Raw genomic sequence first — 23251 nt, forward strand, 5'->3', positions numbered from 1 at the left:
CACGCTCGATGCGGTCCGACATCACGGCCTTTCCGCCGTCAGAGGGGCCCGGTCCCGCTGGGTATTCACGTGACATGACCGGTTCTGTATTTCAAGGGTTGCGACGAAAATTTTGTGCAGGCGAAGGGGTGAAACCGTGAACGGACCGGGAAATGACACATCGGCGACATGGCTGCACGATTCGGCGCACCGCCAATTCCTGATCCGGGATGCAAAGCGGGCGCTGGATTTCTTCGATGCCAGCGCGGTGCCGGACGGCCTTGCGGCCCTCGATGGGGCAGGGCGGCCCCTGGGCGACGGTGTGCTGGAACTGCATGTCACGACGCGGCTGGTCCATTCCTATGGCCTGGGCCAGCTTGCCGGGCGGCGCGATGGGGCAGGGATCATCGACCGGGGGATGGATCTGCTGTGGCGCGGACATCGCGACGCACGGCACGGCGGCTTTGTCTGGGCGCTGCGGGACGGGGCCGTCGCAGAGGGCACGAAGCTGGCCTATGGCCATGTCTTCGTGCTGCTGGCGGCGTCCTCGGCGAAGCTGGCGGGCCATCCCGATGCCGACCGCCTTTTGGCCGATGCCGCGCAGGTTCTGGAGGATCGGTTCTGGGACCGCCAGGCCGGGCTGTTTCGCGACGAATTCACCCGCGACTGGCAGCCCTTTTCCACCTATCGCGGGATGAACGCCAACATGCACGGGGTCGAGGCGCTGCTGGCCGCCTTCGAGGCCGGGGGCGAGGGCGAATACCTGCGCCGGGCGGGCGGGATCCTGGATTTCTTCATCGCCCGGCAGGCGGCCGCGAATGGCTGGCGCATCCCGGAACATTACGACGACCGCTGGCGCCCCGATCCGGGCTACGAGGGCAACCCGATGTTCCGTCCGGCAGGCACCACCCCCGGCCATTCGTTCGAGATGGCGCGCCTGCTGCTGCAATACTGGGACTTGGCGGGCCGCCCGGACAATGCTGCGCCAACCCAGGCGCGGATGCTGGTCGAAACCGCGCTGCGCGATGCCTGGCTGGAACGGGGCGGGCTGGCCTATACGCTGGATGCGGATGGTCGCGTGGCCCGCGCCGACCGTTACTGGTGGCCCGTGACCGAGGCGATCGGCGCCCTTGCGGCGCTGATCAAGCTGGATCCGCAGCCCCAGGACGAGGACTGGTATCGCCGCTTGTGGCGTTTTGCCGATGCGGAGCTGATCGACCACCACCGCGGCGGCTGGTTCCCCGAACCGGGTGGACCGACCAGCGGACAGTTCCAGGGCAAGCCCGACATCTATCATGCCTTGCAGGCGGATCTGTTTCCCCTGGTCAGGAGCCTGTCCCGACAGGCGCAGGCCCTGGCGAACACAAAACCGCTAAAATCGTGATGCGGGGGTGTAATCCGGGGCACAGCGTTTATCTGTCACGCTGACAGACAGCCAAGGGGTGCGACAACGGAATGGGGCAAGAAGACGGTTTCGCGGGTCCGATCCTGCATTTTCGGGGCTGCGATACCCAGGGTCTGCGCCTTGCCGCCATCACCATTCGCCCTCGGGACGCCGGTGCGCCCGGACCGGTGCGCGTCCAAGGCGGCGACATCGCGCCGGTGATGCTGGCGCAGGTGGCGGATCTGTCGATCTGGCGGCACGATTTCACCCTGGCCCTGGGCGAGGCGGGCTATCACCTGGACGGGCGAGACCATCCGGTCGCCACCCGGCTGGACGGCGACATCCGCATCGCCTTCGTGTCCTGCAACGGAGAGGAAAACGGCGATCTGGACCGTGACCGGGCCGAACGCGACCTGATGTGGGCGCGCCTGGCGGACGATCAAGCCCGCGCACCCTTTGCCCTGCTGCTGCAAGGCGGCGACCAGATCTATGCAGACGAGGCGACGCATGGCCACCCCTTGTCCGAATCCTGGCCCGACCGACTTCCCGCCGATCCTTCGCCCGCCGATCTGGACAGCCTGACCCGGCACCTGGAGCGCCGTTTTGCCGAACGCTACATGATGGTCCTTGCGGCCGAAGGCTGTGCGGATCTGTTCGCAAGCGTGCCGTCGCTGTCGGTCTGGGACGATCATGACATCTGCGACGGCTGGGGATCGCTGCCCGAAAGCCGCACGTCATCCGCCGTGGGACAGGCGCTGTTCCGCGTGGCGCGGCGGATGTACCTGCTGTTCCAGCACGGCGCGACCGACAAGGATGTGCCGGCGCTCTTCATGGATCCGACGGGGAATAACCTGGGATGGCGGCGCGACCTTCCTGGGGTGACGCTGTTCGCGCCCGACCTGCGGTCCGAACGCCACCGGCACCGGGTGATGGGGGATGGGGGCTGGAAGGCGGTCGAAGCGCTGCACCCCACGGGCGATCACGTCTTCATGGTGTCCAGCGTGCCCCTGCTGGGGCCGCGTCTGTCGCTGATGGAATCGCTGATGATGGTGATCCCCCGGATGCAGCATTACGAGGACGACCTGCGCGACCAATGGCAAAGCCACGCGCATCGCGACGAATGGCGGCGGATGCTGGGCCAGGTTCTGCGGATGCGCAAGGCGGCCCCCGTGACGGTGCTGTCGGGCGAAATCCACCTGGCGACGCGGGCCGAGATGGGACCCGAGGCTACGCGCGTCCACCAGCTTGTCGCCTCGGGCATCTCGCATCGCGCGCCGCCCAAGGCCTATGCCCGCGCCCTGGGCCTGTTCGCGGGCCTGGGCGATGCGCCCTTGCAGGGCCACCCGATCCGCATCAAGCCGCTGCCGGGCCAAAGGCACCGCTATGTGGCCGAACGCAATTTCCTGACGCTGGATCGCCGCGACGGACGGTGGCAGGCGGTCTGGCATCTGGAAGACAGCGGACCCACGCCGCCCCTGGCCCTGGATTAACGTTCCAGGATCAGCAGATCGCCTTCAAAGCTGACCCGCGCGAAGGTCCGCAGATAGGACATGCCCAGCAGCGACCCGTCCAGATCCGCGGCGATCACGAAGGCGCGGACGTTCCGGTCAACGATGTCGCCGATCTCGATCCTGTCGATGGTGACGGGGGCCGTCTCGACCCGGCCGTTCGCGGTCATGGCCGTGCCGACATAGGCCAGGTCGTCGGGATCCAGCCCCACGCGGCGCGCATCCGCCGGGCCAAGCGCGATGGACGATGCGCCCGTATCGACCATGAAGCGCACTTCCTGCCCGTTGACCGTGGCGGTCAGGTGGAAATGGCCGTCGCGGCCGACCGGAATTTCGATCCGCCCGCTTTCCAGCACCTGCTGGACCGGGGCGTCGCCCTCGATCCACCAGTTCGCGGCCAGGGTGGCGCCCGCAAAGATCACCACCCAAAGGATCAACTGGCGCAGCACCCGGCCGCCGCGGCCCGCCAGTTCGAAGACCATCGCGCCCCCGATCACCAGCAGAAGCGCGCCGTAATAGACAAGCTGCATGGTGTCGTCGCCGGTCATGGAAACAGCCCCGATCCCTTCAGACCGTCGATGACGAACTGCACCGACAGCGCCGCCAGCAGCATGCCCAGAAGCCGGGTGACCACCATCACGCCCGTCCGTCCAAGCGCGTGCGCCAGGGGTGTGGCGATGACGAACAGCGCCATGGCGATGACCAGGACGGACAGCATCACCAGGTTCACCATCACCATATGGCCGATGCCCGGCGCCTCGCCCATCAGCAGGATCATCGAGGCAAGCGCGCCAGGCCCCGCCAAGAGCGGCATGGCCAGCGGGAAGACGGACGGATCGTGATGCAGGGGATCGCCGTCGCCCTGATTCTCGCGCCGTTCGGTGCGGCGTTCGAACAGCATGTCCAGCGCGGTCAGAAACAGCAGCAGGCCCCCGGCGATGCGAAAGGCGGAAATCGAGATGCCGATGGCCCCTAGGATCGACTCGCCCGCGAAGCCGAAGATCATCATCAGCACGGCGGCGATCAGCAGGGCGCGCGCCCCGATGCGGCGGCGCTGCGCCGCCGTCATGCCCGGCGTCAGGGCGATGAAGACCGGCGCAAGACCGACAGGGTCGATCACCACGAACAGGGTCACGAAAGCGGTGAGGTAAAGCGACAGATCCATGCGTGCTTATGGCCTGCACGCCCGGCTCTGCCAAGCCGGGCGGCGGGGGACGGCCTTCTCAAAATAGCGTCAGTTTGTTTCAGATTAATGAAGAAGGCCCCGAATCATGGCAGTTGGGCTTTCGCTGCGGTGGCATAGGGCCTATATTCCGCAGATTGGTTGAACCCAGGCCCCGGCCTGGCCCTGGAACTGGAGAACTGAAATGCACATGCCGTCCCCCATGGCACTGCTTGTTATCGCCATCGTGGTCCTGGTCCTGTTCGGCCGCGGCAAGGTTTCCTCGCTGATGGGCGAATTCGGCAAGGGTATCACCGCCTTCAAGAAGGGCCTGAACGACGGCACCTCGGAAGCCGATGCGGAACGCAATGCCAGCCTGGACAAGCCGGTGCAGCCCATTCAGCCGGTCCAACCCGTCCAGCCGGTTCCGGGCACCGAAGCCCGGGACGTGACCCCTTCGAACGAACCCCGCGTGTGATCCCGAAACCGGGACGGGGGTTCCAGAATGCTTGATGTCGGGTGGAGCGAACTGCTGCTGATCGGTGTCGTCGCGCTGATCGTCATCGGTCCCGAGGATTTGCCGAAGCTGTTTCATACCCTGGGCCGGATCACGGCGCGGGCGCGGTCCATGGCGCGGGAATTCACAAGCGCGATGGAGGATGCAGCCAAGGGCAGCGGCATCAGCGAGGCGACCAAGGATCTGAGGGATCTGAAGAACCTGACATCCAAGAAGTCGCTGGGCCTGGACGCCCTGGACCGGGCCGCGACGCGATTCGAGGAGTGGGATCCCAGGTCCAGCCTGGACAAGGCCGTGCGCCCCAAGCCCGATCCGGCGGCGCCCGTTCCCCCCGCCGACACCCGGCCCATGGACGCGCCCCCTGTGCCCGCCCCCATGCAGGCCGCAAACGAACCTGCCGCCGCCCCGATTTCGGGCACCTCGCGCCGCATCGCCGGTGTCCGCCGCTCGGACATGAAGGACCAATAAGTGTCATCGCAGAATGTCGATGAGCTGGACGACAGCTCGGCCCCGCTGATCGAGCATCTCAAGGAACTGCGCAGCCGCCTGATCTGGTCCGCGCTGGCCTTCGTGGTGGCGATGGTCCTGTGCTATCTGGTCTGGAACCCGATCTACAACTTCCTGACCAAGCCGATCTGCGCCGCGCTGGAAGATCGCGGGCAGGAATGCGGGCTGATCCTGCTGAAGCTGCAGGAAGGCTTTACCGTGGCCCTGCGGATTTCCTTCTTCGGTGGCTTCATCCTGGCCTTTCCGGTCATCGCCTATCAATTGTGGCGCTTCGTGGCGCCCGGCCTGTACCGCAGCGAAAAGCGGGCCTTCCTGCCGTTCCTGGTGGCATCCCCGGTGATGTTCGCCATCGGCGCGGCATTCGCCTATTACGTCATCCTGCCGATGGTGTTCTCGTTCTTCCTGGGCTTCCAGCAGGGGCCGCTGGCGCTGCCGGACGATCCCGCCGGGGTCGAGGCATCGACCAACACCGATCTTGCCGGCATCGTCTTCCAGGGGTCGGTCAGCGAATACCTTAACCTGACGACCCGGTTCATCCTGGCCTTCGGGCTGTCGTTCCAGTTGCCGGTGGCGCTGGCCCTGATGGGGCGCGCGGGCCTGGTGTCCGCCCAGACGCTTGCCAGCACGCGCCGCTATGCCGTGGTGCTGATCCTGACGCTGGCCGCCTGTCTGACGCCGCCCGACGTGGGCAGCCAGCTTGTGCTGTTCTCGGTCGTCTATGGGCTTTACGAGATTTCGATCCAGGTGGTCCGGCAGATCGAGAAATCGCGCGAAAAGGAACTTCGCGCCCAGGGACTGTGGGACGAAGACGCCTGATGCCCGATGATCTGCGCCGCATCGCCGAGGCGTTGGAACGCCTGGCCCCACCGCCTGTGCCCGCGCCCAGCTTCACGGAAGCCACGGCCTATGTCTGGCATCCCGATCCCGACCGCCTCGAACCTGTCGATGTGGTGGACCGGGTTGATCTGGTCCAGTTGATCGGCATCGACCGCGCCAAGCAGATCCTGCTGGACAACACGTTGCAATTCGCGCGCGGCTTTGGCGCGAACAATGCACTGCTGTGGGGCGCGCGGGGAATGGGCAAGTCGTCGCTGGTCAAGGCGGTCCACGCCGAGGCGGTGGCCGAAGGCCTGCCCCTGGTCCTGGTCGAGATCGCGCGCGACGACCTGGGTTCTGTCGGGCGGCTGCTGGCGATCCTGGGCCGCACCACGGACAAGCGGTTCCTGCTGTTCTCGGACGACCTGTCCTTCAGCCATGACGATACGCAATACAAGTCGCTGAAGGCCGTGCTGGACGGCGGCATCAGCGGCCGGCCCGCGAACGTGATCCTTTATGCCACGTCGAATCGTCGCCACCTGATGCCCCGCGACATGATCGACAACGAACGCGCCACCGCGATCCATCCCGGCGAGGCGGTCGAGGAAAAGGTATCCCTGTCCGACCGCTTCGGGCTGTGGCTGGGTTTCCACCCCTGTTCCCAGGACGAATATCTGGCGATGGTACGGGGCTATTGCGAGGCTTACGGGCTGGCCATCGAAGCCGATGCCCTGCGGGCCGAGGCCATCGAATGGCAGGCCACGCGCGGCGGCCGGTCGGGCCGGGTGGCCTGGCAGTTCTTCACCGATCTGGCGGGCCGGCACGGGATCGCCGTCTAGAGGCCGCAGGGTTCAGGTCGATGCACATGACGGCGGTGCGTCGGTCATGTTCCCTGCAAGGGCGTCTGTCGGTTGTCGCTTTCATCCAGGACCATCGGCGCGCATCCGGGTCCGGCGTCGATGCTGGGGCGTTAGATCCCGGCCAGCCCTGGATCCGGCCTTGGGCGATGTCCCGCTGCGACAACGACGCTGCGGGGTCAGCCAGCCTTCCCGATTGATTTACGTTCACTGGGGTTCCTGCCGCAAGGTCCTTGCTTGCAGCCTGCGAAATCCCTGCCTAATTTCCTGCGATCATTCCGGTTCTTCGGGCGCGCACGACCATGACAGATCTGTCCTCCCCTTCTTCCTGGCCTGTGGGCGGCGGCGTCTGCGGCAACCTTGTGCGGGAATTCGACTGGTCGCGCACATCGCTGGGTCCGATCGACCAATGGCCGCAGCACCTGCGGATCAAGGTCAATTCGCTGGTCAATTCCCCCATCCCGCAGGTGCTGATGTGGGGACCGGATCATGTGATGATCTACAACGACGGCTATGTCGAGATTGCCAGGAACTATCACCCCCGCGCCCTTGGCGGCAAGGTTCCCGACATCTGGCCCGAGATCTGGGACTGGAACCGCGCCATCCTGGAACGCGGCCTGCGCGGCGAGGTTCAGGCCTTCCGCGAACAGCGCATGGTCCTGCACCGCGACGGCCACCCCGAGGAAGTGGTCTTCGACCTGTTCTATACGCCGATCTATGACGACACCGGCATCCGCGTGGATGGTGTGCTGTGCACGGTCCTGGACATCACCCAGTCCGTCCGCGCGCGCGAGGCGCTGGCGGAAAGCCGGGCGGAACTTTACCACCTGTCCGACGCCCTGCCGATCCTGGTGGCGTTCCTGGACAAGTCGCTGGTCTTCCGGTTCGCCAACCAGTGCTATCTCGAGGTGTTCGGCATCGGCCATGACCAGGTGATCGGCAAGCGGATCAGGGATATCCTGGGATCCGCCCAGGCCGCCCTGACCGAGGACATGCTGAACCGCGCCCTTCTGGGCGAAACGGTGAATGTCGATGCGACCGTTCGCCTGCCGGGCGACCGTCCCCGCGCCTTCGAGATGCGCTGCCTGCCCCGGAAGTCGGGAGAGGACCGGATCGACGGCGTCTACATGATCCTGATCGACATCGAGGATCGCAAGCAGACCGAGAACCAGCTGCGCGACAGCAACGACCGCTTCCACGCCGCCGTGGATGCGATCCACAGCGTCTTGTGGACCAACAGCGCCGATGGGCGGATGATCGGCGAACAGCGGGGCTGGGCCGCGCTGACTGGTCAGGGTTTCGACGATTATCAGGAATACGGCTGGGCGGATGCCGTTCATCCCGACGACCGCGCGCCCACCATCGCGGCCTGGCACCAGGCGCTTGCCGGGCACACGACCTTCGAATGGGAACACCGGGTGCGTTGCGCGGACGGGGAATACCGCATCTTCGCCATCCGCGCCGTGCCCACGCTGAATGACCGGGGCGAGATCAGGGAATGGGTCGGCGTTCATACCGACATCACCGAACAGCGCCTGACCGAGGCGCAATTGCAAGCCCAGGCCGAGGATTTGCAGCGCCAGGTCGCGCATCGCCAGCGGGCCGAGGAACAGCTGCGCCGCCTGAACGAGACGCTGGAAGCCCGCGTCGCCGACGAGATCGGCCGGCACCGCACCACGGAACAGGCCCTGCACCGGTCGCAGAAGATGGAATCCATGGGCCAGCTGACCGGCGGCGTGGCGCATGATTTCAACAATCTGCTGCAGGTGATCGCCGGGAACCTTCAGATGCTGGCCAAGGACGTGGAGGGCAATGCCAAGGCCGGGCAGCGGGTCGAAAACGCCCTGTCGGCCGTTGCGCGCGGGGCCAAGCTTGCCAGCCAGCTTCTGGCCTTCGGCCGCCGCCAGCCCCTTGAGCCGCGGGTGATCCAGCCCTGCCGCCTGGTGAACGAGATGGACGAGATGCTGCGCCGTTCCCTGGGCGAGGCGATCGAGGTCGAGGTGATCGTGCCCGAGGGCCTGTGGAACATCTGCGTGGATCGCGCCCATCTGGAAAGCGCGCTTCTGAACCTGGCGATCAATGCCCGCGACGCGATGGACGGGCCCGGCCGCCTGACCATCGAGATGTCGAACACCCAACTGGACCATGCCTATGCGGCGACGGCGGGCGATGTCCAGGCCGGGGACTATGTGATGCTGGCCGTGACGGACACCGGCTGCGGCATGAGCCCCGAGGTGCTGGAGCGGATCTTCGATCCCTTCTATTCCACCAAGCCCGAAGGGCGCGGCACGGGTCTGGGCATGTCGATGGTCTATGGTTTCGTGAAGCAATCGGGGGGGCACGTGTCGGTCTATAGCGAAGTGAACGAAGGAACGACCGTACGCATCTATCTGCCCCGTTCCGACAGCGACGAGGAAACGGACGCCCCCCAGTTCGACGGTCCCGTCGTGGGCGGTTCCGAAACCATCCTTGTGGTCGAAGATGACGAGGCGGTGCGTGCCACCGTGGTCGATCTGCTGGGATCGCTGGGCTATAACGTGCTGACCGCGCGGGACTCGCAAGCGGGGCTGGCCGTTGTCGAAAGCGGGCTGCATATCGACGTGCTGTTCACCGATGTGGTGATGCCCGGCAGCCTGACGAGCCGAGAGATGGCGCGCCGCGCGCAAGAGATCCTGCCGGGGCTGGGGGTGCTGTTCACCTCGGGCTATACGGAGAATTCCATCGTCCATGGCGGGCGGCTGGATCCGGGGGTCGAACTGCTGTCGAAGCCCTATCCGCGCGAGGCCCTGGCCCGCCGCCTGCGTCATGTGATCGCCAATGCCCGGCAGGCGGTCCAGGCGGCCGAGGCGCAGCGCCCGTCCGATCCCGCCCCGAAGGCCGATCCCGCGCCGCAGCCCGATGAAGGCGCAGGCCGGGCCGTGTCCATCCTTCTGGTCGAGGACAACGCCCTGATCCGCGCGGACACCGCCATCATGCTGGAGGAGATGGGCCATGCCGTCGCCCAGGCGGGCAAGGCCACCCCAGCGCTGGAAAGGCTGGGGGAACAGGCCTTCGACCTGCTGCTGACCGATCTGGGCCTGCCCGACATGAACGGCAACGACCTGGCCCGGCGCGCGGTCGAGATCCAGCCGGGGCTGGCCGTCGTCTATGCGACCGGCGACAGCCATCTTCCGGCGAATTGTCCCGGCCAGACCATCCTGCTGTGCAAGCCCTATGGCGAGGATCAGTTGCGCGGCGCGGTCGAACAGGCCCTGGCGCGGATGGGGTGACGCGGGCCCTTGGCGGAAGGCTTTTTGCATGTTATGCAGGAGCCGTTCTCAGGGCGGGGTGCAATTCCCCACCGGCGGTCACAGCCCGCGAGCGCCCTTCGGCAACGAAGGGGTCAGCAGATCCGGTGAAAATCCGGGGCCGACAGTCATAGTCTGGATGAAAGAGAACCGTGGCCGCGTCCTTCCCGAGGGGCGGTCATGGCTCGTGTCCTGGGACCATACGCAAGCAACGTAAGGTTCCTGAAAGATGACCCACAAGACCCCTCGCATCGCCTTCATCAAGGCCCGCTGGCATTCCGATGTCGTGGATCGCGCGCATGAAGGTTTCCTGGCCGAACAACAGCGCCTGATCCCCGGCGCGACGGTCGTGGCCTATGACGTGCCCGGCGCCTTCGAGATGCCGCTGCTGGCCAAGAAGCTGGCCCAGACCGGCAAATACGACGCCGTGGTCGCCGCCGCCCTGGTGGTGGACGGCGGCATCTATCGCCACGATTTCGTAGCCACCGCCGTTGTGACCGGCCTGATGAATGTCGGCCTGGAAACCGGCGTGCCCTGCTTCTCGGTTTCGCTGACGCCGCACAATTATCAGGAAACGGAACTGCTGACCGGCTTTTACCGCGACCACTTCGTCAAGAAGGGCGCCGAGGCCGCGCAGGCCGTGCACCAGATGCTGGAACTGGACGCCCGCATCGCCGCCGAAGCCCGCGCCGACGTGGCATAAGGGAAGGGCGCGCGGGGGCTGCCCGCGCGCCTTCCGTCATTCGACCGTGACCGATTTCGCCAGGTTGCGCGGCTGGTCCACGTCGGTGCCCTTGGCGACCGCCGTGTGATAGGCCAGATACTGCATCGGGATCGCGTAAAGGATCGGCTGGAACATTCCGCCGCCCGACGGCATCCGCAGCGTGGCCTGCACCCCGTGGCTGGCGGCGGAAAGCCCGTCCTCGTCCGAAACCAGCAGGATCGGGCCGTGGCGGGCCATGACCTCCTGCATGTTCGATACGGTCTTTTCGAACAGCGCGTCATGCGGGGCCAGCACGATCACCGGCACGTCTCGATCGATCAGCGCGATCGGCCCGTGCTTCAACTCGCCCGAGGCATAGCCCTCGGCATGGATATAGCTGAGTTCCTTGAGCTTCAACGCCCCTTCCAGGGCCACCGGATACAGCGCGCCGCGTCCCAGGAACAGCACGTCGCGGGCCTGCGACAGCCATTCCGACAAACCCCGGCAATCGTCCGACAGATCCAGCACCTGCTGCATCAGGCCGGGGATCGACCGAAGGTCGGCCAGATGCGCGGCAAGCGCCACATCGTCGATGCGCCCCCGGTCATGGGCGGCCTTCAGGGCCAGGATCGCCAGGACCGACAACTGGCAGGTGAAGGCCTTGGACGAGGCCACGCTGACCTCGATCCCCGCAAGGGTCGGCAGGGCGATGTCGGAATCGCGCGCGATGGCCGAGGTGCCGACATTCACCAGGCCGATGGTTCGCGCGACATGCTGGCCCGCATAATGCAGGGCGGCCAGCGTGTCCGCGGTCTCGCCCGACTGGCTGACGGCGATGAACCAGCTTTGCGGCGACAGGGGCGGTTCGCGGTAACGGAACTCGGACGCCACGTCGATGTCGCAAGGCAGGCCCGCCAGCTGCTCGAACCAGTATTTCGCGACATGGCCCGCCAGATGCGCGGTGCCGCAGCCGACCAGGCTGATCCGGTCCACCCCCTTGAAATCGAGGCCTTCGGGCAGGACGATCCGGTCGTCCTTGACATAGTGGTTCAGCACATCGCCGATCACCACGGGCTGTTCGGCGATTTCCTTGGCCATGAAGTGGCGATAGCCGCCCTTGTCGATGGCGGTGGCGCCGGTGTCGATGCGCGCCTCGGTCCGGTGGGTCTGGTTGCCTGCGGCGTCGAAGATCTGGACGCCCGCGCGGGTCAGGATCGCGTGGTCCCCATCTTCCAGATAGGTGATGCGGTCGGTAAAGGGCGCCAGCGCCACCGCGTCCGATCCCAGGAACATCTCGCCCTCGCCATGGCCGATGGCCAGCGGGCTGCCCTTGCGCGCGGCGATCATCAGATCATGCTGCCCATCGAAGATGAAGGCCAGGGCGAAGGCACCCTTCAGCCGGGCCAGCGTCTTGCGCGCGGCTTCCAGAGGCGAGGCGCCCTGGGCCATGTGATGCGCAGTCCACAGCGCGACGGTTTCCGTATCGGTCTGCGATTGCGGCTGGATGCCCAGACCCGCCAGTTCCTCGCGCAACTCTCGGAAATTCTCGATGATGCCGTTATGGACCACGGCCACGGGGCCGGACTGGTGGGGATGGGCGTTCACCTCGGTCGCCGCGCCATGGGTGGCCCAGCGGGTATGGCCGATGCCGATATGGCCGGGCAGGGGATCGTGGACCAGCCGGTCCGACAGGTTCACCAGCTTGCCCACTGCGCGGCGCCGGTCCAGCCGGCCTTGGGCATCGACGGTCGCCACGCCCGCGCTGTCATAGCCGCGATATTCCAGCCGCCGCAGCGCATCGACCAGTTGCGGGGACACCTCGTGCGATCCCAGGATACCAATGATGCCGCACATCAGCGGGCCTCCTTCTTCGCGCGCAGGGCGGCCATCAGGCGGGTGGCAAGGCCGGGCTTCGTGACCTGCCGGGCGCGGCCCAGGGCCAGGGCGCCGTCGGGCACGTCCTCGGTGATGACGGACCCCGATCCGGTCATGGCGTCGTCGCCCACGCGCACGGGGGCCACCAGCATCGTGTCGCTGCCGATGAAGGCGCGGGCGCCGATGTCCGTGCGGTGCTTCATCACCCCGTCATAATTGCAGGTGATCGTGCCCGCGCCGATATTGGTATGCTCGCCCACATGGGCGTCGCCCAGATAGGTCAGGTGGCCGACCTTGGCGCCTTCGTCCAAGACCGCGTTCTTGATTTCCACGAAATTGCCGACATGCACGTCGCCGCCCAACTCCGCGCCGGGCCGCAGCCGCGCAAAGGGCCCGACCGTCGCGCCCGAGGAGACATGGCAGCCTTCCAGATGACAGAAGGGCAGGATATCGGCCCCCGATTCAATGGTCACGCCCGGCCCGAAGACGACGTTCTGGCCGACTACCGCATCGCGACCGATCACCGTGTCCAGCGCGAACCACACGGTCGAGGGGTCGCACAGCGTCACCCCGTCTTCAAGCGCCTGCCGGCGGGCGCGGTCCTGGAACGCGGCCTCGGCCGCGGCCAGTTCGGCGCGGGTATTGATGCCAAGGGTTTCGGATTCGTCGCAGGTCACGACATCGGTGCTGCGGCCTTCGGCGCGGGCCAGGGCCACGAGGTCGGTCAGGTAATATTCGCCGGATGCGTTTTCGTTCGTCAGCCGCACGATCAACTGTCGCAGCAGCGCGGCGTCAAGCGCCATGACGCCGGAATTGCACAAGGCGATATCGCGTGTGGCCGCATCGGCGTCCTTGTATTCGACGATCCTTTCCAGGCCCCGGCCCGATACGATCAACCGGCCATATCGGCCGGGATCCTCGGCCTCGAACCCCAGCACCACGAGGTCCGAGGGATGGCCGGCAAGTGCCGCCAGGGTTTCCTCGCCGATGAAGGGGGTGTCGCCGTAAAGGACGATCACCTTGCCCTCGAACCCCTCAAGCTCGGGCAGGGCCTGGCGGACGGCATGGCCGGTGCCAAGCTGCTCGGCCTGCAGGACGATCCGGGCGTCCGGGTCGATCTTGCCCACGGCCCTTGTCACAAGGTCGGCGCCATGACCCGCGACGACGATCACCTGTTCGGGTTCCAGCGTGCGCGCCACCCCAAGCGCATGGCCGATCAGCGGTGCGCCCGCTAACCGGTGCAGCACCTTGGGCAGGTCGGATTGCATCCGGCTGCCCTGTCCGGCCGCAAGGATGACGATCGCCACGGGTTTCTCTGCCATGCCTGTCCCCAATGCCTGTTCAAATTCGTTGCGGGGCGTTCTAATCGGGGCGGCGTGCAGGGGAAAGCCCCGCGCGTTCACCTTTGGTGTCGAATCGTTGCGGAAGGACAGGCGCATGGCGGGAACGGTGGTCTTCGATCTGGACGGCACGCTGGCCGATACCTCGGCCGACCTGATCGCGGCGGCGAATGCCTGCTTTGCGGCACGCGGGATCGAGGTCGCCCTGGACCCGGTGGCGGATGCGCTGACCGCGTTCCATGGCGGGCGGGCGATGCTGCGGGCGGGATACGGCCGCATGGGCGCGGACCTGCTGCTGCCGCCCGGCGCCGAGGATGAGGATTATCCCCGCCTGCTGGAACATTACGGCGACAACATCGCCGTCCACACCAAGCTGTATCCCGGGGTCGAGGAGACGCTGGACCGCCTGGCGGCCGACGGGCATATCCTGTCGGTCTGCACCAACAAGCCCGGTGCCCTGGCCGAAACCCTGCTGGATGCGCTGGGCGTGCGCGGCCGGTTCGCATCCCTGGTGGCGGCGGATACGCTGCCGGTCAGGAAGCCCGATCCCCGCCCTTATCGCGCGGCCGTGGAACGGGCAGGGGGCACGGTCGGGGCGTCCTTCCTGGTGGGCGATACGGAAACGGACCGCAAGACCGCGGCGGCCGCGGGCGTCCGGGTGGCCCTGGTGTCCTTTGGTCCAGAGGGCGAGGCGATCAGTCGCCTGGCCCCGGACGCCCTGATCGGGCATTTCGACGAATTGCCCGACCTGGCGCGGCGCTGGTTGGACTAGGTCGCGTTCGGTTCCCTCCGACCGGGCTGACTATTTAGACATATTAACAAGGTGGCGCCCCCCCCGATATGCAGAGGGGGTTAACAAGTTGTTCATGTTTGTCGGTGCCATTGTTCAAGACCCGCAAGGCGGGCTGGATCGCTGATGCCGGCACGTTGTCCCGAGTGTCGCGATGCAGCCCCTTTGCACGTCCGAAGAACAGTGCCTGTATTTTTTCCCGCATATGGGATTTCGGCCCGCTGTCCATGTTGTCCAGCGTGATCAATATGGGGACCGCATGACCCTGGTGGTGGGCGACGACAGTCCGCTGGAAGGCAAGGTGCCGGTCGGTTATGACGCCTATCGTTTGCCGGTCGGTCCCTGGGCCATGCTGCCGAACCCGGCAGGGCCGCTGGCAGCTACGCTTGCATCTGGAACGCCGGGCAGCGCAGGAGGAGGCTCTTGGCCGGTTCCTGTCTGGGGTGGCGGCGGCGGTTCGCCGGGCAAGTCACGGCCGGGGATCGATGACACATCATCGGTTCCGCCTGACGGCGGCCCTGGTCCAGGCCCGCACAATCCCGGAAAGCCGACAACGCCGGTGATCGACCACCCGACATTCCCACCCGTCCCCGAGCAGCCGACATTTCCACCGATCACCGAGCAGCCGACATCGCCTGAATTGCCGCCGATCGCCCCTGTGCCCTTGCCGGACGCGGCGCCCATGTTGATCGGGGCATTGCTGGCATTGACCCTGCTGCGCCGCGTCAAAGGCTAGGCCACCCCAGGGCAGGGGTGGCCCAAAGATTTATTCGGCCTCGTTGGCCGGCTTGGCGTTCAACTGGCCATAGTTCTGGGCGCCGATCGTGTCGAACAGCTGCAACTGGGTTTCCAGGAAGTCGATATGGCCTTCCTCGTCCTCGATCAGGTCATCGAACAGCGATTTTGACACCTGGTCGTTGACGCTGGAACAGTATTGCCGCGCCTCAAGATACAGGGTGCGGGCTTCGTGTTCGGCGGCAAGATCCGATTCCAGCGTTTCGCGCAGGTTCTGTCCGATCCGCAGCGGATCCAGCTTTTGCAGATTCGGATGGCCTTCAAGAAAAATGATGCGCTCGATCAGGCGATCGGCGTGATGCATCTCCTCGATGGATTCCTCGCGCGACTTCTTGGCGATACGGCCAAAGCCCCAGTCTTCCTGCAGGCGATAGTGCAGCCAGTACTGGCTGACGGCGGTCAGTTCAGACCGCAGCGCTGCGTTGAGATATTCGATGACCTTTGCGTCGCCCTTCATGGTGGGATTCCTTTGCGATCTCTGATTTTGCCCGCAAAATCGGCGGGGCTACACCCAGATTATCGCAGTGACGCATGGTGTCCAGAAAGAGCGGCATACATCCGCCGCAATCGGCCCGTTTGCCAAGGGCATGATAGATCTTGCCCGGCGTGATGATCGTTTCCGGATCCGAGGTCCGCATCCAGTCGATGGCTGCCTTGATCTCATGATCCGAGATTTGTGTGCAGTGGCAGACGATCATCGCGGGTCTCCTCTTGACCGGGAACCTAGCGATTCTGTCGGAAAAGTAAAGGTGACTTTTTCGGTTGGATATCAAGGATGCGTGTCTTGACCGAAAGGGCGGCGTGGCGCAGAAGCGCGCCATGAAGCTGTCCGATTTCGATTTCGACCTGCCCCCTGGCCTGATCGCCACGCGCCCGGCCCGCCCGCGCACATCGGCGCGCCTGTTGCTGGCCGAAGGCGGGGCCATCGCAGATCGCCGTGTCAGCGACCTGCCGGATATCCTGCGGGCGGGCGACGTGCTGGTCCTGAACGACACCAAGGTCATTCCGGCGCGGCTGACCGGCACGCGGACGCGCGTGACCCCGCAGGGCGAAGCCGTGGCGGGGATCGAGGTGACGCTGCTGGAACCCCAGGCCGACGGCTGGCGCGCGCTTGCAAAACCCCTGCGCAAGCTGCGCGAGGGCGAGGTGATCCGTTTCGGCGATGCGCTGTCGGCCGAGGTGGCGCAGATTGCCGAGGGCGAATTGCGCCTGCGTTTCGATGCCGAAGGGGATGCCTTCGATGCGGCGCTGCAAAAGGTCGGCGCGATGCCGCTGCCGCCCTATATCGCCGCGCTGCGGGCGCCCGACGACCAGGACCGGCAGGATTACCAGACCGTCTGGGCCGCGCGCCAAGGCGCCGTCGCCGCCCCTACCGCCAGCCTGCATTTCGACGACGCCCTGCTTGACACCCTGGCCGCGAAGGGTGTCGAGTTCGTCCATGTCACGCTTCATGTCGGCGCGGGGACGTTCCTGCCCGTCAAGGTCGAGGATGTGACCACCCACCGGATGCACGCCGAATGGGGAGAGGTCGGCGCGGACGCGGCGGATGCGATCAACCGCGCCAAGGCGGAAGGGCGCCGCGTGATCCCTGTCGGCACCACGGCGCTGCGGCTGATCGAATCCGCCGCGCAGGACGAAGGAACGGTCCGGCCCTTCCAGGGGACGACCGACATCTTCATCTATCCCGGCTATCGCTTCCGGGTGACGGATGGGCTGATGACCAATTTCCACCTGCCGAAATCGACGCTGCTGATGCTGGTGTCGGCATTGATGGGGCAGGACAGGATCCGGGACATCTATGCCCATGCGGTGCGGTCGGGTTATCGCTTCTTCAGCTATGGCGATGCGTCGCTGCTGGTCCCCTAGGGTCGCTTTCCGGGTGGCCGTCAACCATTGGATGGGCCACAGATAGGACCGATTCCCGCGACCCGAGACGAGACGACCGATGATTTCCGTGCTGCGAACCACCTGGCCGCTGTTCCTGGGCATCCTGCTGCTGATGGTGGGCAACGGGATGCAGGGCACGCTGCTGGGCATTCGCGGCGGGATCGAGGGCATCCCGACCTTCCAAATGTCGATCGCCATGTCGGGCTATTACGCGGGCTTCCTGTTGGGCAGCCTGTCGGTGCCCGCGCTGATCAAGAACGTGGGCCATGTGCGGGTCTTCGCTGCGCTTGGATCCATGATCTCGTCCGTGCTGGTGCTGTATTCGGTCGAACCCAACTGGATCTGGTGGACCCTTCTGCGGGTCGTCATCGGATACTGCTTCTGCGGGGTCTACATCACGTCGGAAAGCTGGCTGAACGCCGGATCGACGAACGAGAACCGGGGCCAGACCCTGTCGGCCTATATGATCGTGCAACTGCTGGGGATCGTCGCGGCGCAGGCCTTGCTGAACCTCAGCGATCCGGGCGGCTATACGCTGTTCATCGTCGCATCGGTGCTGGTGTCCTTTGCCTTCATGCCTATCCTGCTGTCCGCGCGTCCCGCCCCGCAGTTCCAGACGATCAAGCGCATGACATTCGGCCAGCTTTACCGTGCCTCGCCGCTGGGCTGCGTCGGCATCTTCCTGATCGGCGGGGTCTTTGCGGTACTGTCAGGCATGTCCTCTGTCTGGGGGGCCACGATCGGCCTGTCGGTTGCCCAGATCTCGGTCTTCGTGGCGGCAAGCTATGCGGGCGGGTTGGTGATGCAATATCCGATCGGCTGGATCTCGGACCGTTACGACCGGCGCAAGCTGGTGCTGATGCTGTCCGCCGTGGGGGCGGTGACGGGGGCCGCCGTGCTTGCAAGCCAGCCGGGCACCCTGGGGCTTGTCGTCGCGGGTGCCCTGATGGGCGGGCTGGTGAACCCGATCTATGCGCTGCTGCTGGCCTATACCAACGACTACCTGGATCAGTCGGACATGGCGGCGGCCTCGGCCGGGCTGTTGTTCATCTATGGCATCGGGTCGATGGGCGGGCCGATCATCACCGGCTGGCTGATGGAAGTGATCGGCCCGGACGGCTTCTGGGTCTATATGGGCGTGCTGCTGGCGATGCTGGCGGTTTATGCCGGCTGGCGCACGACCCGCCGCCGCGCCCTGACACCGGAAGAACAGGGCAACTTCGCCGTGATCACGCCCAACGCCACCACCATCGCCGTCGAGGCCGCATTGGACGAAAAGCAGTCCGACCCGGACAAACGGGCTTCTGACGCCGCGTAACCGGCCCGCTTGTTCCCCTTTGCGGAATGGTTTAACGCTCAACTATCGTGACCAGACGAGGATAGCTGATGGCCCAGAATTTCGACATGGTGGTGATTGGTGCCGGGCCGGGCGGCTATGTCGCCGCGATCCGGGGTGCGCAACTGGGCCTGAAGGTCGCCTGCATCGAGCGCGAGCATCTGGGCGGCATCTGCCTCAACTGGGGTTGCATCCCCACCAAGGCCTTGCTGCGGTCGGCCGAGGTGTTCCACCTGATGCACCGGGCCAAGGATTTCGGGCTGTCGGCGGAAGGGATCGGCTTCGATCTGGAAAAGGTCGTGGCCCGGTCGCGCGGGGTCGCCAAGCAACTGACCGGCGGCATCGGCCACCTGTTCAAGAAGAACAAGGTCACCACCATCATGGGCGAGGCGCGGCTGGTTGCCCCCGGCAAGGTCAGCGTCAAGACCGACAAGGGCACCGAGGAGGTCACGGCGAAGAACATCGTCCTGGCGACCGGCGCGCGGGCCCGCGAACTGCCGGGGCTGGAGCCGGATGGCAAGCTGGTCTGGAACTACAAGCACGCGCTTGTGCCGCCGCATATGCCGAAAAAGCTGCTGGTCATCGGATCGGGCGCCATAGGCATTGAATTCGCAAGCTTCTTCAACACCTTGGGGGCGGATACGACCGTGGTCGAGGTGATGGATCGCGTCCTACCGGTCGAGGATGCCGAGATCAGCGCCTTTGCCAGGAAGCAGTTCGTCAAGCAGGGTATGAAGATCCTAGAGAAGGCTACGGTCAAGAAGCTGGACCGCAAGGGCGGCACGGTGACGGCGCATATCGAGACGGGCGGCAAGACCGAGACGCAGGACTTCGACACGGTGATTTCCGCCGTGGGCATCGTCGGCAACGTGGAAAACCTCGGCCTCGAAGACTTGGGCGTGAAGATCGACCGCACCCATGTCCTGACCGACGAATACTGCCGCACCGGGGTCGAGGGGCTTTATGCCATCGGCGACGTCGCCGGCGCGCCCTGGCTGGCGCACAAGGCCAGCCACGAAGGGGTGATGGTGGCCGAGCTGATCGCGGGCGGGCATCCGCATCCGGTCAAGCCGTCGTCCATCGCCGGTTGCACCTATTGCCACCCGCAAGTCGCATCCGTGGGCCTGACCGAGGCCAAGGCCAAGGAACTGGGCCATGACGTCAAGGTCGGCCGCTTCCCATTTGTCGGCAACGGCAAGGCCATCGCCCTGGGCGAGCCCGAGGGCATGATCAAGACCGTCTTCGACGCCAAGACGGGCGAACTTCTGGGCGCGCATATGGTCGGGGCCGAGGTGACGGAACTGATCCAGGGCTATGTCATCGGCCGTCAGCTTGAAACGACCGAGCAGGATCTGATGGAAACCGTCTTCCCCCATCCGACCCTGTCCGAGATGATGCACGAGTCGGTCCTGGACGCCTACGGCCGGGCGATCCATTTCTGATCCGCGTTGCGCGGGGCAGGGCTGCAACGTCCGCCCCGTCAATCCGGCATTAACCGTTTGGTAACTATCCCTTCACCCATGCGCCTGCCGCGGCTGAAGGAGATAGGTCATGAACATCGCGATCACCAACGGGCTTTTGCTGATGCCGCCCGCCTTTCGGGGCGGGCTGAATGCCTGGTCCCGGTCGAACGGCACGCCGGGCAGCCCCACCTGGGCCTCGGCCGACAATGGCGCGCTGGTTCCTGCCGACCAGGATTTCGGCACCTGTCTCGAGGTGATGAAGCAGCAGACCACGACATCCATCCGCTTCATGGGCGAAACGCCGATGATCCCCGGCGTCTATCTGCGCGTCTCGGCCCGGATCAAGGCGGTGGCGGGGGCGCTGTGTTCCGCGCGGATCGCCGGATGGGCGGGAAACGGGTCGCGCGCGCATGTGAACGGGCTGGTCGAGGTGGGACCGACCGTGCCCCTGACCGCCTATGGCGAGGTCGTGGAGATCAGCGCCATCGTCGGGGTCGGGTCGCGCAGGGGCGTGGACATGGCCTGGGGCACCGCGCCGGTCTATGGCCATTTCGGCCTGGATCTGGTGGGCGCCAACGGGGGCGTCTTCCGCATCGAATCGATCCGCATCGAGGACGTGACCTCGGCCTTCATCCCGTCGCTGATCGACTGGGTGGACGTGCGCGATTTCGGGGCCAAGGGGGACGGCGTCACCAATGATCGCGCCGCCTTTGTCGCCGCCGACCAGGCGGCAAACGGCGGCTGGATCCTGGTGCCCGAGGGGACGTTCTTCATCAACGGCAATCTGGGTATCAACAGCCGGATCCGCTTCAAGGGCACCATCCGCACGCCCGCAAGCACCAGCGTGTCGTTCATGCAGAGCTTCAACTTCCCGACCTATGCCGATGCCTTCGGCAGTGAAACCTTGGGCATGAAGAAGGCGTTGCAGGCGCTGTTCGGCTATACCGACCATGTCGCGCTGGACCTGTGCGGCCGGCGGGTGGACCTGGACGAGCCGCTGGTCGTAGGAAACCTTGCGCCCGACCTGACGGGTTTTTCCAACCGCCGCGTGATCTGCAACGGCAGCCTCAGCGCCAAGGCGGGTGCCGCCTGGGACACCGGACGGTGGTCCAGTGCGGCGACCTATGATCCCGCGCAGCCGCTGCGGCTGAGCAATGTCCCGGCCGTCGCCGCCATCGAGATCGGCAGCCGGGTCATCGGCAACGGCGTCGGGCGCGAGGTCTATGTGGCCGCCAAGGACGTCGCCGCCAGAACGCTGACGCTGTCGCAGCCCCTGCATGGCGGGGCGGGGACGCGCAGCTATGTCTTCGAACGCTATCGCTATCTGTTCGACTTCTCGGGCGTCGAGCAGTTGTCGCGGCTGAACTTCGTCGATCTGGATCTGAATTGCGAGGGCGTGGCCAGCGGGATCATGCTGCCCCCCAAGGGCGAGATGATCGCGCTTCGGGACTGCTATGTCACCAAGCCCAAGGATCGGGGCATCACGTCCATCGGCCGGGGATGCCAGGACCTGCTGGTGGACCGCTGCCAGTTCCTGTCGAACGAGATGGACCTGCCCGCACAGCAGCGGACCACCATCGCCATCAACGTCAACGCCAATGACGTGAAGATCCGCGACAACCGCTTTGTCCGCTTTGCGCATTTCATGGTCGCCGATGGCGGCGGGCACATCATCTCGGGCAACCACTGGTTCCAGGGCGACGGGTCGGGCGAGGGGCTGCGCTTTGCCGGGCTGGTGCTGACCCAGCCCAATGTGCAGACGACGATCAACGGCAACTATATCGACAATGCCTCGATCGAGTGGACCAACGAACACAGCGCCCAGCCGAACTATACCGGAGCCGAATTCAGCTTTGGGGGGCTGACGATCAACGGCAACACCTGCCTGTGTTCCAACACCGCCCCCTGGTTCGCCTGGCTGACGGTCAAGCCCTATGGGACCGGGCATTTCATCCACGGATTGACCGTGACCAGCAATGTCTTCAAGGCGCTGTACGGCGAGATCGACCGGATCGAGCGTGTCGATACCTCGATTGCGGATCTGAACTATAACAACATGCGCAACCTGCAGTTCGAGGGGAACACCTTCAACGGGGTGAAAAGCTATGTCTCGAACCCGCTGATGCTGCAGCATAATCAGGTCACGCCTTCGGCGGCCTGGATCCTGCCGGTCATTGACGGGCTGCCCTTCAAGGGGTGGGCCAAGTCGGTGCAGTCGGTCATTGCGGAAAGCGCGATCACCAATTCCGCCGGGACCCAGGTCGAGTCGGCCCCCTGGATCCAGACGGAAATCGGCACCAGCCGCAGGCAGATCCGGCTGAACTGGCCGTCTGCCGTGCGCGGAAAGGTGTGCGTCTATGCCAGGATGGACCGCCCGCAGTAACAGGCCCCGCAATGTCGATGAACCGCCGCAGTTCCTCGCGGCGGTTTTTTCATGCGACGCCCAGATCGGCCGGCGACAGCCGGAAGGCCGCGCCGAAGCCCGCGTTCAGAAAGCCGCCTTGCGGAAGCAGTCGCCAGAACCGGAAATCGGGCAGGTCGATGAAGGCGGCAGCCTTCGGATGCGCCGCCAGCCAGCGATCCCGCAGACTGCCCGGATGGGCGATCACGCTGGCCGTCACCTGCAAGGACAGGCGCGGCCAGGTCATTGGATCGCCCTTGTCGCCGGGCGTTTCCGCAAGCAATGCGGCGCGCGGATCGCCGGCAAGCGCGCGACTGTGGATCGCCAGGCCCGACAACAGCGCCACCGGCACGCCCGCAGCGTCAACCTGGCAGGCGATTCTGGACAGATGGGGATGCCCGGTCGCCGGATCGTTCACCGCCAGCACGGCATGGCGCATCGCGGCCAGGATCTGCCGGGCCTTGTCGCGGGCTTCGTCGGTGGTGGATCGAACCGGGTCCTTGATCATTGCGGGACGCTGGCGCCCAGTGGCGCGATTTGCAAGGCTTGTGAATAATTTACTGAAACCTGTCATCGCTCGTCAATAAATTTACCAAATTATCGTTTCAATGAAATCACTTAACAGATAACCAAAGATGTGATTA

Annotated in this window: 21 protein-coding genes and 1 riboswitch; of the genes, 14 read left to right on the forward strand and 7 right to left on the reverse strand. The window is 65.5% G+C overall.

Features of this window, described 5'->3' with window-relative positions:
* Positions 1-136 precede the first annotated feature (136 nt).
* Complete coding sequence (locus tag IEX25_RS03340; protein WP_188714036.1) at positions 137-1363, forward strand: AGE family epimerase/isomerase; 1227 nt, start codon at positions 137-139, stop codon at positions 1361-1363.
* 71 nt (positions 1364-1434) lie between these two features.
* On the forward strand, positions 1435-2853 hold the full coding sequence (locus IEX25_RS03345; RefSeq protein ID WP_188714037.1) for an alkaline phosphatase D family protein: 1419 nt from the start codon (positions 1435-1437) through the stop codon (positions 2851-2853).
* On the opposite strand, the gene IEX25_RS03350 is transcribed toward IEX25_RS03345, so the two are convergent.
* Together IEX25_RS03350 and IEX25_RS03355 are read right to left on the reverse strand one after the other, a co-directional pair.
* On the reverse strand, positions 2850-3419 hold the full coding sequence (locus tag IEX25_RS03350; protein WP_229665018.1) for a retropepsin-like aspartic protease family protein: 570 nt from the start codon (positions 3417-3419) through the stop codon (positions 2850-2852). The two genes, IEX25_RS03345 and IEX25_RS03350, sit on opposite strands and share 4 nt — an antisense overlap.
* Positions 3416-4036: a MarC family protein gene (locus IEX25_RS03355; RefSeq protein WP_188714038.1), complete on the reverse strand. Its 621-nt coding sequence runs from the start codon at positions 4034-4036 to the stop codon at positions 3416-3418. The genes IEX25_RS03350 and IEX25_RS03355 overlap by 4 nt, the downstream gene beginning before the upstream one ends.
* 202 nt (positions 4037-4238) lie before the next feature.
* Here IEX25_RS03355 and tatA point away from each other — a divergent pair, with 202 nt between their 5' ends.
* From tatA to IEX25_RS03385, 6 genes are all read left to right on the forward strand, one after another.
* Entirely contained in the window at positions 4239-4511 is a 273-nt protein-coding gene (gene tatA / locus IEX25_RS03360) for a twin-arginine translocase TatA/TatE family subunit (RefSeq protein ID WP_103173309.1), read from the forward strand.
* A gap of 27 nt (positions 4512-4538) precedes the next feature.
* Complete coding sequence (gene tatB / locus IEX25_RS03365) at positions 4539-5018, forward strand: Sec-independent protein translocase protein TatB (RefSeq protein WP_188714039.1); 480 nt, start codon at positions 4539-4541, stop codon at positions 5016-5018.
* Positions 5019-5873 (forward strand): twin-arginine translocase subunit TatC, encoded by an 855-nt coding sequence (gene tatC / locus IEX25_RS03370; protein WP_103173311.1) that lies wholly within the window; start codon positions 5019-5021, stop codon positions 5871-5873.
* On the forward strand, positions 5873-6712 hold the full coding sequence (locus IEX25_RS03375; RefSeq protein ID WP_188714040.1) for an ATP-binding protein: 840 nt from the start codon (positions 5873-5875) through the stop codon (positions 6710-6712). The genes tatC and IEX25_RS03375 overlap by 1 nt, the downstream gene beginning before the upstream one ends.
* 320 nt (positions 6713-7032) lie before the next feature.
* Positions 7033-9999: a PAS domain-containing protein gene (locus IEX25_RS03380; protein WP_188714041.1), complete on the forward strand. Its 2967-nt coding sequence runs from the start codon at positions 7033-7035 to the stop codon at positions 9997-9999.
* Positions 10000-10039: 40 nt separating this feature from the next.
* Positions 10040-10172: riboswitch (FMN riboswitch) on the forward strand.
* Positions 10173-10246: 74 nt separating this feature from the next.
* Positions 10247-10720 carry a 6,7-dimethyl-8-ribityllumazine synthase gene (locus tag IEX25_RS03385; RefSeq protein ID WP_188714042.1) on the forward strand — a complete coding sequence of 158 codons (474 nt, stop codon included), beginning with the start codon at positions 10247-10249 and terminating at the stop codon, positions 10718-10720.
* A gap of 36 nt (positions 10721-10756) precedes the next feature.
* Here IEX25_RS03385 and glmS read toward each other — a convergent pair whose 3' ends face one another.
* Together glmS and glmU are read right to left on the reverse strand one after the other, a co-directional pair.
* The gene (gene glmS / locus IEX25_RS03390; protein WP_103173314.1) at positions 10757-12574 is read right to left on the reverse strand and encodes a glutamine--fructose-6-phosphate transaminase (isomerizing); all 1818 of its coding nucleotides are present in this window, start codon (positions 12572-12574) and stop codon (positions 10757-10759) included.
* Entirely contained in the window at positions 12574-13917 is a 1344-nt protein-coding gene (gene glmU, locus IEX25_RS03395) for a bifunctional UDP-N-acetylglucosamine diphosphorylase/glucosamine-1-phosphate N-acetyltransferase GlmU (RefSeq protein ID WP_188714043.1), read from the reverse strand. Before glmU ends, glmS begins: the two co-directional genes overlap by 1 nt.
* A gap of 115 nt (positions 13918-14032) precedes the next feature.
* On the opposite strand from glmU, the gene IEX25_RS03400 reads away from it, so the two are divergent.
* Together IEX25_RS03400 and IEX25_RS03405 are read left to right on the forward strand one after the other, a co-directional pair.
* Positions 14033-14707, forward strand: a complete 675-nt coding sequence (locus IEX25_RS03400; protein ID WP_188714044.1) for an HAD hydrolase-like protein — start codon at positions 14033-14035, stop codon at positions 14705-14707.
* Positions 14708-14984: 277 nt separating this feature from the next.
* Positions 14985-15461, forward strand: coding sequence for a hypothetical protein (locus tag IEX25_RS03405; RefSeq protein ID WP_188714045.1), 477 nt, complete (start codon positions 14985-14987; stop codon positions 15459-15461).
* A gap of 30 nt (positions 15462-15491) precedes the next feature.
* On the opposite strand, the gene bfr is transcribed toward IEX25_RS03405, so the two are convergent.
* Positions 15492-15977: a bacterioferritin gene (gene bfr, locus IEX25_RS03410; protein WP_188714046.1), complete on the reverse strand. Its 486-nt coding sequence runs from the start codon at positions 15975-15977 to the stop codon at positions 15492-15494.
* Positions 15925-16218, reverse strand: coding sequence for a (2Fe-2S)-binding protein (locus IEX25_RS03415; RefSeq protein WP_103173318.1), 294 nt, complete (start codon positions 16216-16218; stop codon positions 15925-15927). Before IEX25_RS03415 ends, bfr begins: the two co-directional genes overlap by 53 nt.
* Positions 16219-16339: 121 nt before the next feature.
* Between IEX25_RS03415 and queA the strand changes: the two genes are divergently transcribed.
* The 4 genes from queA (at position 16340) to IEX25_RS03435 (ending at position 22589) form a co-directional block, all read left to right on the forward strand.
* Complete coding sequence (queA, locus tag IEX25_RS03420) at positions 16340-17386, forward strand: tRNA preQ1(34) S-adenosylmethionine ribosyltransferase-isomerase QueA (RefSeq protein ID WP_188714311.1); 1047 nt, start codon at positions 16340-16342, stop codon at positions 17384-17386.
* Between the two features lie 79 nt (positions 17387-17465).
* A complete protein-coding gene (locus IEX25_RS03425; RefSeq protein WP_103173319.1) occupies positions 17466-18725 on the forward strand; it encodes an MFS transporter in 1260 nt (419 codons plus the stop codon).
* Positions 18726-18790: 65 nt separating this feature from the next.
* Positions 18791-20185 carry a dihydrolipoyl dehydrogenase gene (gene lpdA, locus IEX25_RS03430; protein WP_188714312.1) on the forward strand — a complete coding sequence of 465 codons (1395 nt, stop codon included), beginning with the start codon at positions 18791-18793 and terminating at the stop codon, positions 20183-20185.
* A gap of 109 nt (positions 20186-20294) precedes the next feature.
* On the forward strand, positions 20295-22589 hold the full coding sequence (locus IEX25_RS03435) for a glycosyl hydrolase family 28-related protein (RefSeq protein ID WP_188714047.1): 2295 nt from the start codon (positions 20295-20297) through the stop codon (positions 22587-22589).
* A gap of 49 nt (positions 22590-22638) precedes the next feature.
* Here IEX25_RS03435 and IEX25_RS03440 read toward each other — a convergent pair whose 3' ends face one another.
* A complete protein-coding gene (locus IEX25_RS03440; protein WP_188714048.1) occupies positions 22639-23115 on the reverse strand; it encodes a pyridoxamine 5-phosphate oxidase in 477 nt (158 codons plus the stop codon).
* Positions 23116-23251: the final 136 nt, after the last annotated feature.

The sequence above is a fragment of the Paracoccus acridae genome (genome assembly GCF_014642735.1).
Taxonomy (GTDB): domain Bacteria; phylum Pseudomonadota; class Alphaproteobacteria; order Rhodobacterales; family Rhodobacteraceae; genus Paracoccus; species Paracoccus acridae.

Coding starts and splice junctions, on each gene's coding strand:
- IEX25_RS03405 (WP_188714045.1), top strand. CDS start 14,985: ATGACCCTGGTGGTGGGCGACGACAGTCCGCTGGAAGGCAAGGTGCCG.
- IEX25_RS03345 (WP_188714037.1), top strand. CDS start 1,435: ATGGGGCAAGAAGACGGTTTCGCGGGTCCGATCCTGCATTTTCGGGGC.
- IEX25_RS03355 (WP_188714038.1), bottom strand. CDS start 4,036: ATGGATCTGTCGCTTTACCTCACCGCTTTCGTGACCCTGTTCGTGGTG.
- IEX25_RS03400 (WP_188714044.1), top strand. CDS start 14,033: ATGGCGGGAACGGTGGTCTTCGATCTGGACGGCACGCTGGCCGATACC.
- IEX25_RS03440 (WP_188714048.1), bottom strand. CDS start 23,115: ATGATCAAGGACCCGGTTCGATCCACCACCGACGAAGCCCGCGACAAG.
- tatB (WP_188714039.1), top strand. CDS start 4,539: ATGCTTGATGTCGGGTGGAGCGAACTGCTGCTGATCGGTGTCGTCGCG.
- queA (WP_188714311.1), top strand. CDS start 16,340: ATGAAGCTGTCCGATTTCGATTTCGACCTGCCCCCTGGCCTGATCGCC.
- IEX25_RS03435 (WP_188714047.1), top strand. CDS start 20,295: ATGAACATCGCGATCACCAACGGGCTTTTGCTGATGCCGCCCGCCTTT.
- bfr (WP_188714046.1), bottom strand. CDS start 15,977: ATGAAGGGCGACGCAAAGGTCATCGAATATCTCAACGCAGCGCTGCGG.
- IEX25_RS03350 (WP_229665018.1), bottom strand. CDS start 3,419: ATGACCGGCGACGACACCATGCAGCTTGTCTATTACGGCGCGCTTCTG.
- glmU (WP_188714043.1), bottom strand. CDS start 13,917: ATGGCAGAGAAACCCGTGGCGATCGTCATCCTTGCGGCCGGACAGGGC.
- IEX25_RS03415 (WP_103173318.1), bottom strand. CDS start 16,218: ATGATCGTCTGCCACTGCACACAAATCTCGGATCATGAGATCAAGGCA.
- glmS (WP_103173314.1), bottom strand. CDS start 12,574: ATGTGCGGCATCATTGGTATCCTGGGATCGCACGAGGTGTCCCCGCAA.
- IEX25_RS03425 (WP_103173319.1), top strand. CDS start 17,466: ATGATTTCCGTGCTGCGAACCACCTGGCCGCTGTTCCTGGGCATCCTG.
- tatA (WP_103173309.1), top strand. CDS start 4,239: ATGCACATGCCGTCCCCCATGGCACTGCTTGTTATCGCCATCGTGGTC.
- IEX25_RS03375 (WP_188714040.1), top strand. CDS start 5,873: ATGCCCGATGATCTGCGCCGCATCGCCGAGGCGTTGGAACGCCTGGCC.
- IEX25_RS03385 (WP_188714042.1), top strand. CDS start 10,247: ATGACCCACAAGACCCCTCGCATCGCCTTCATCAAGGCCCGCTGGCAT.
- IEX25_RS03380 (WP_188714041.1), top strand. CDS start 7,033: ATGACAGATCTGTCCTCCCCTTCTTCCTGGCCTGTGGGCGGCGGCGTC.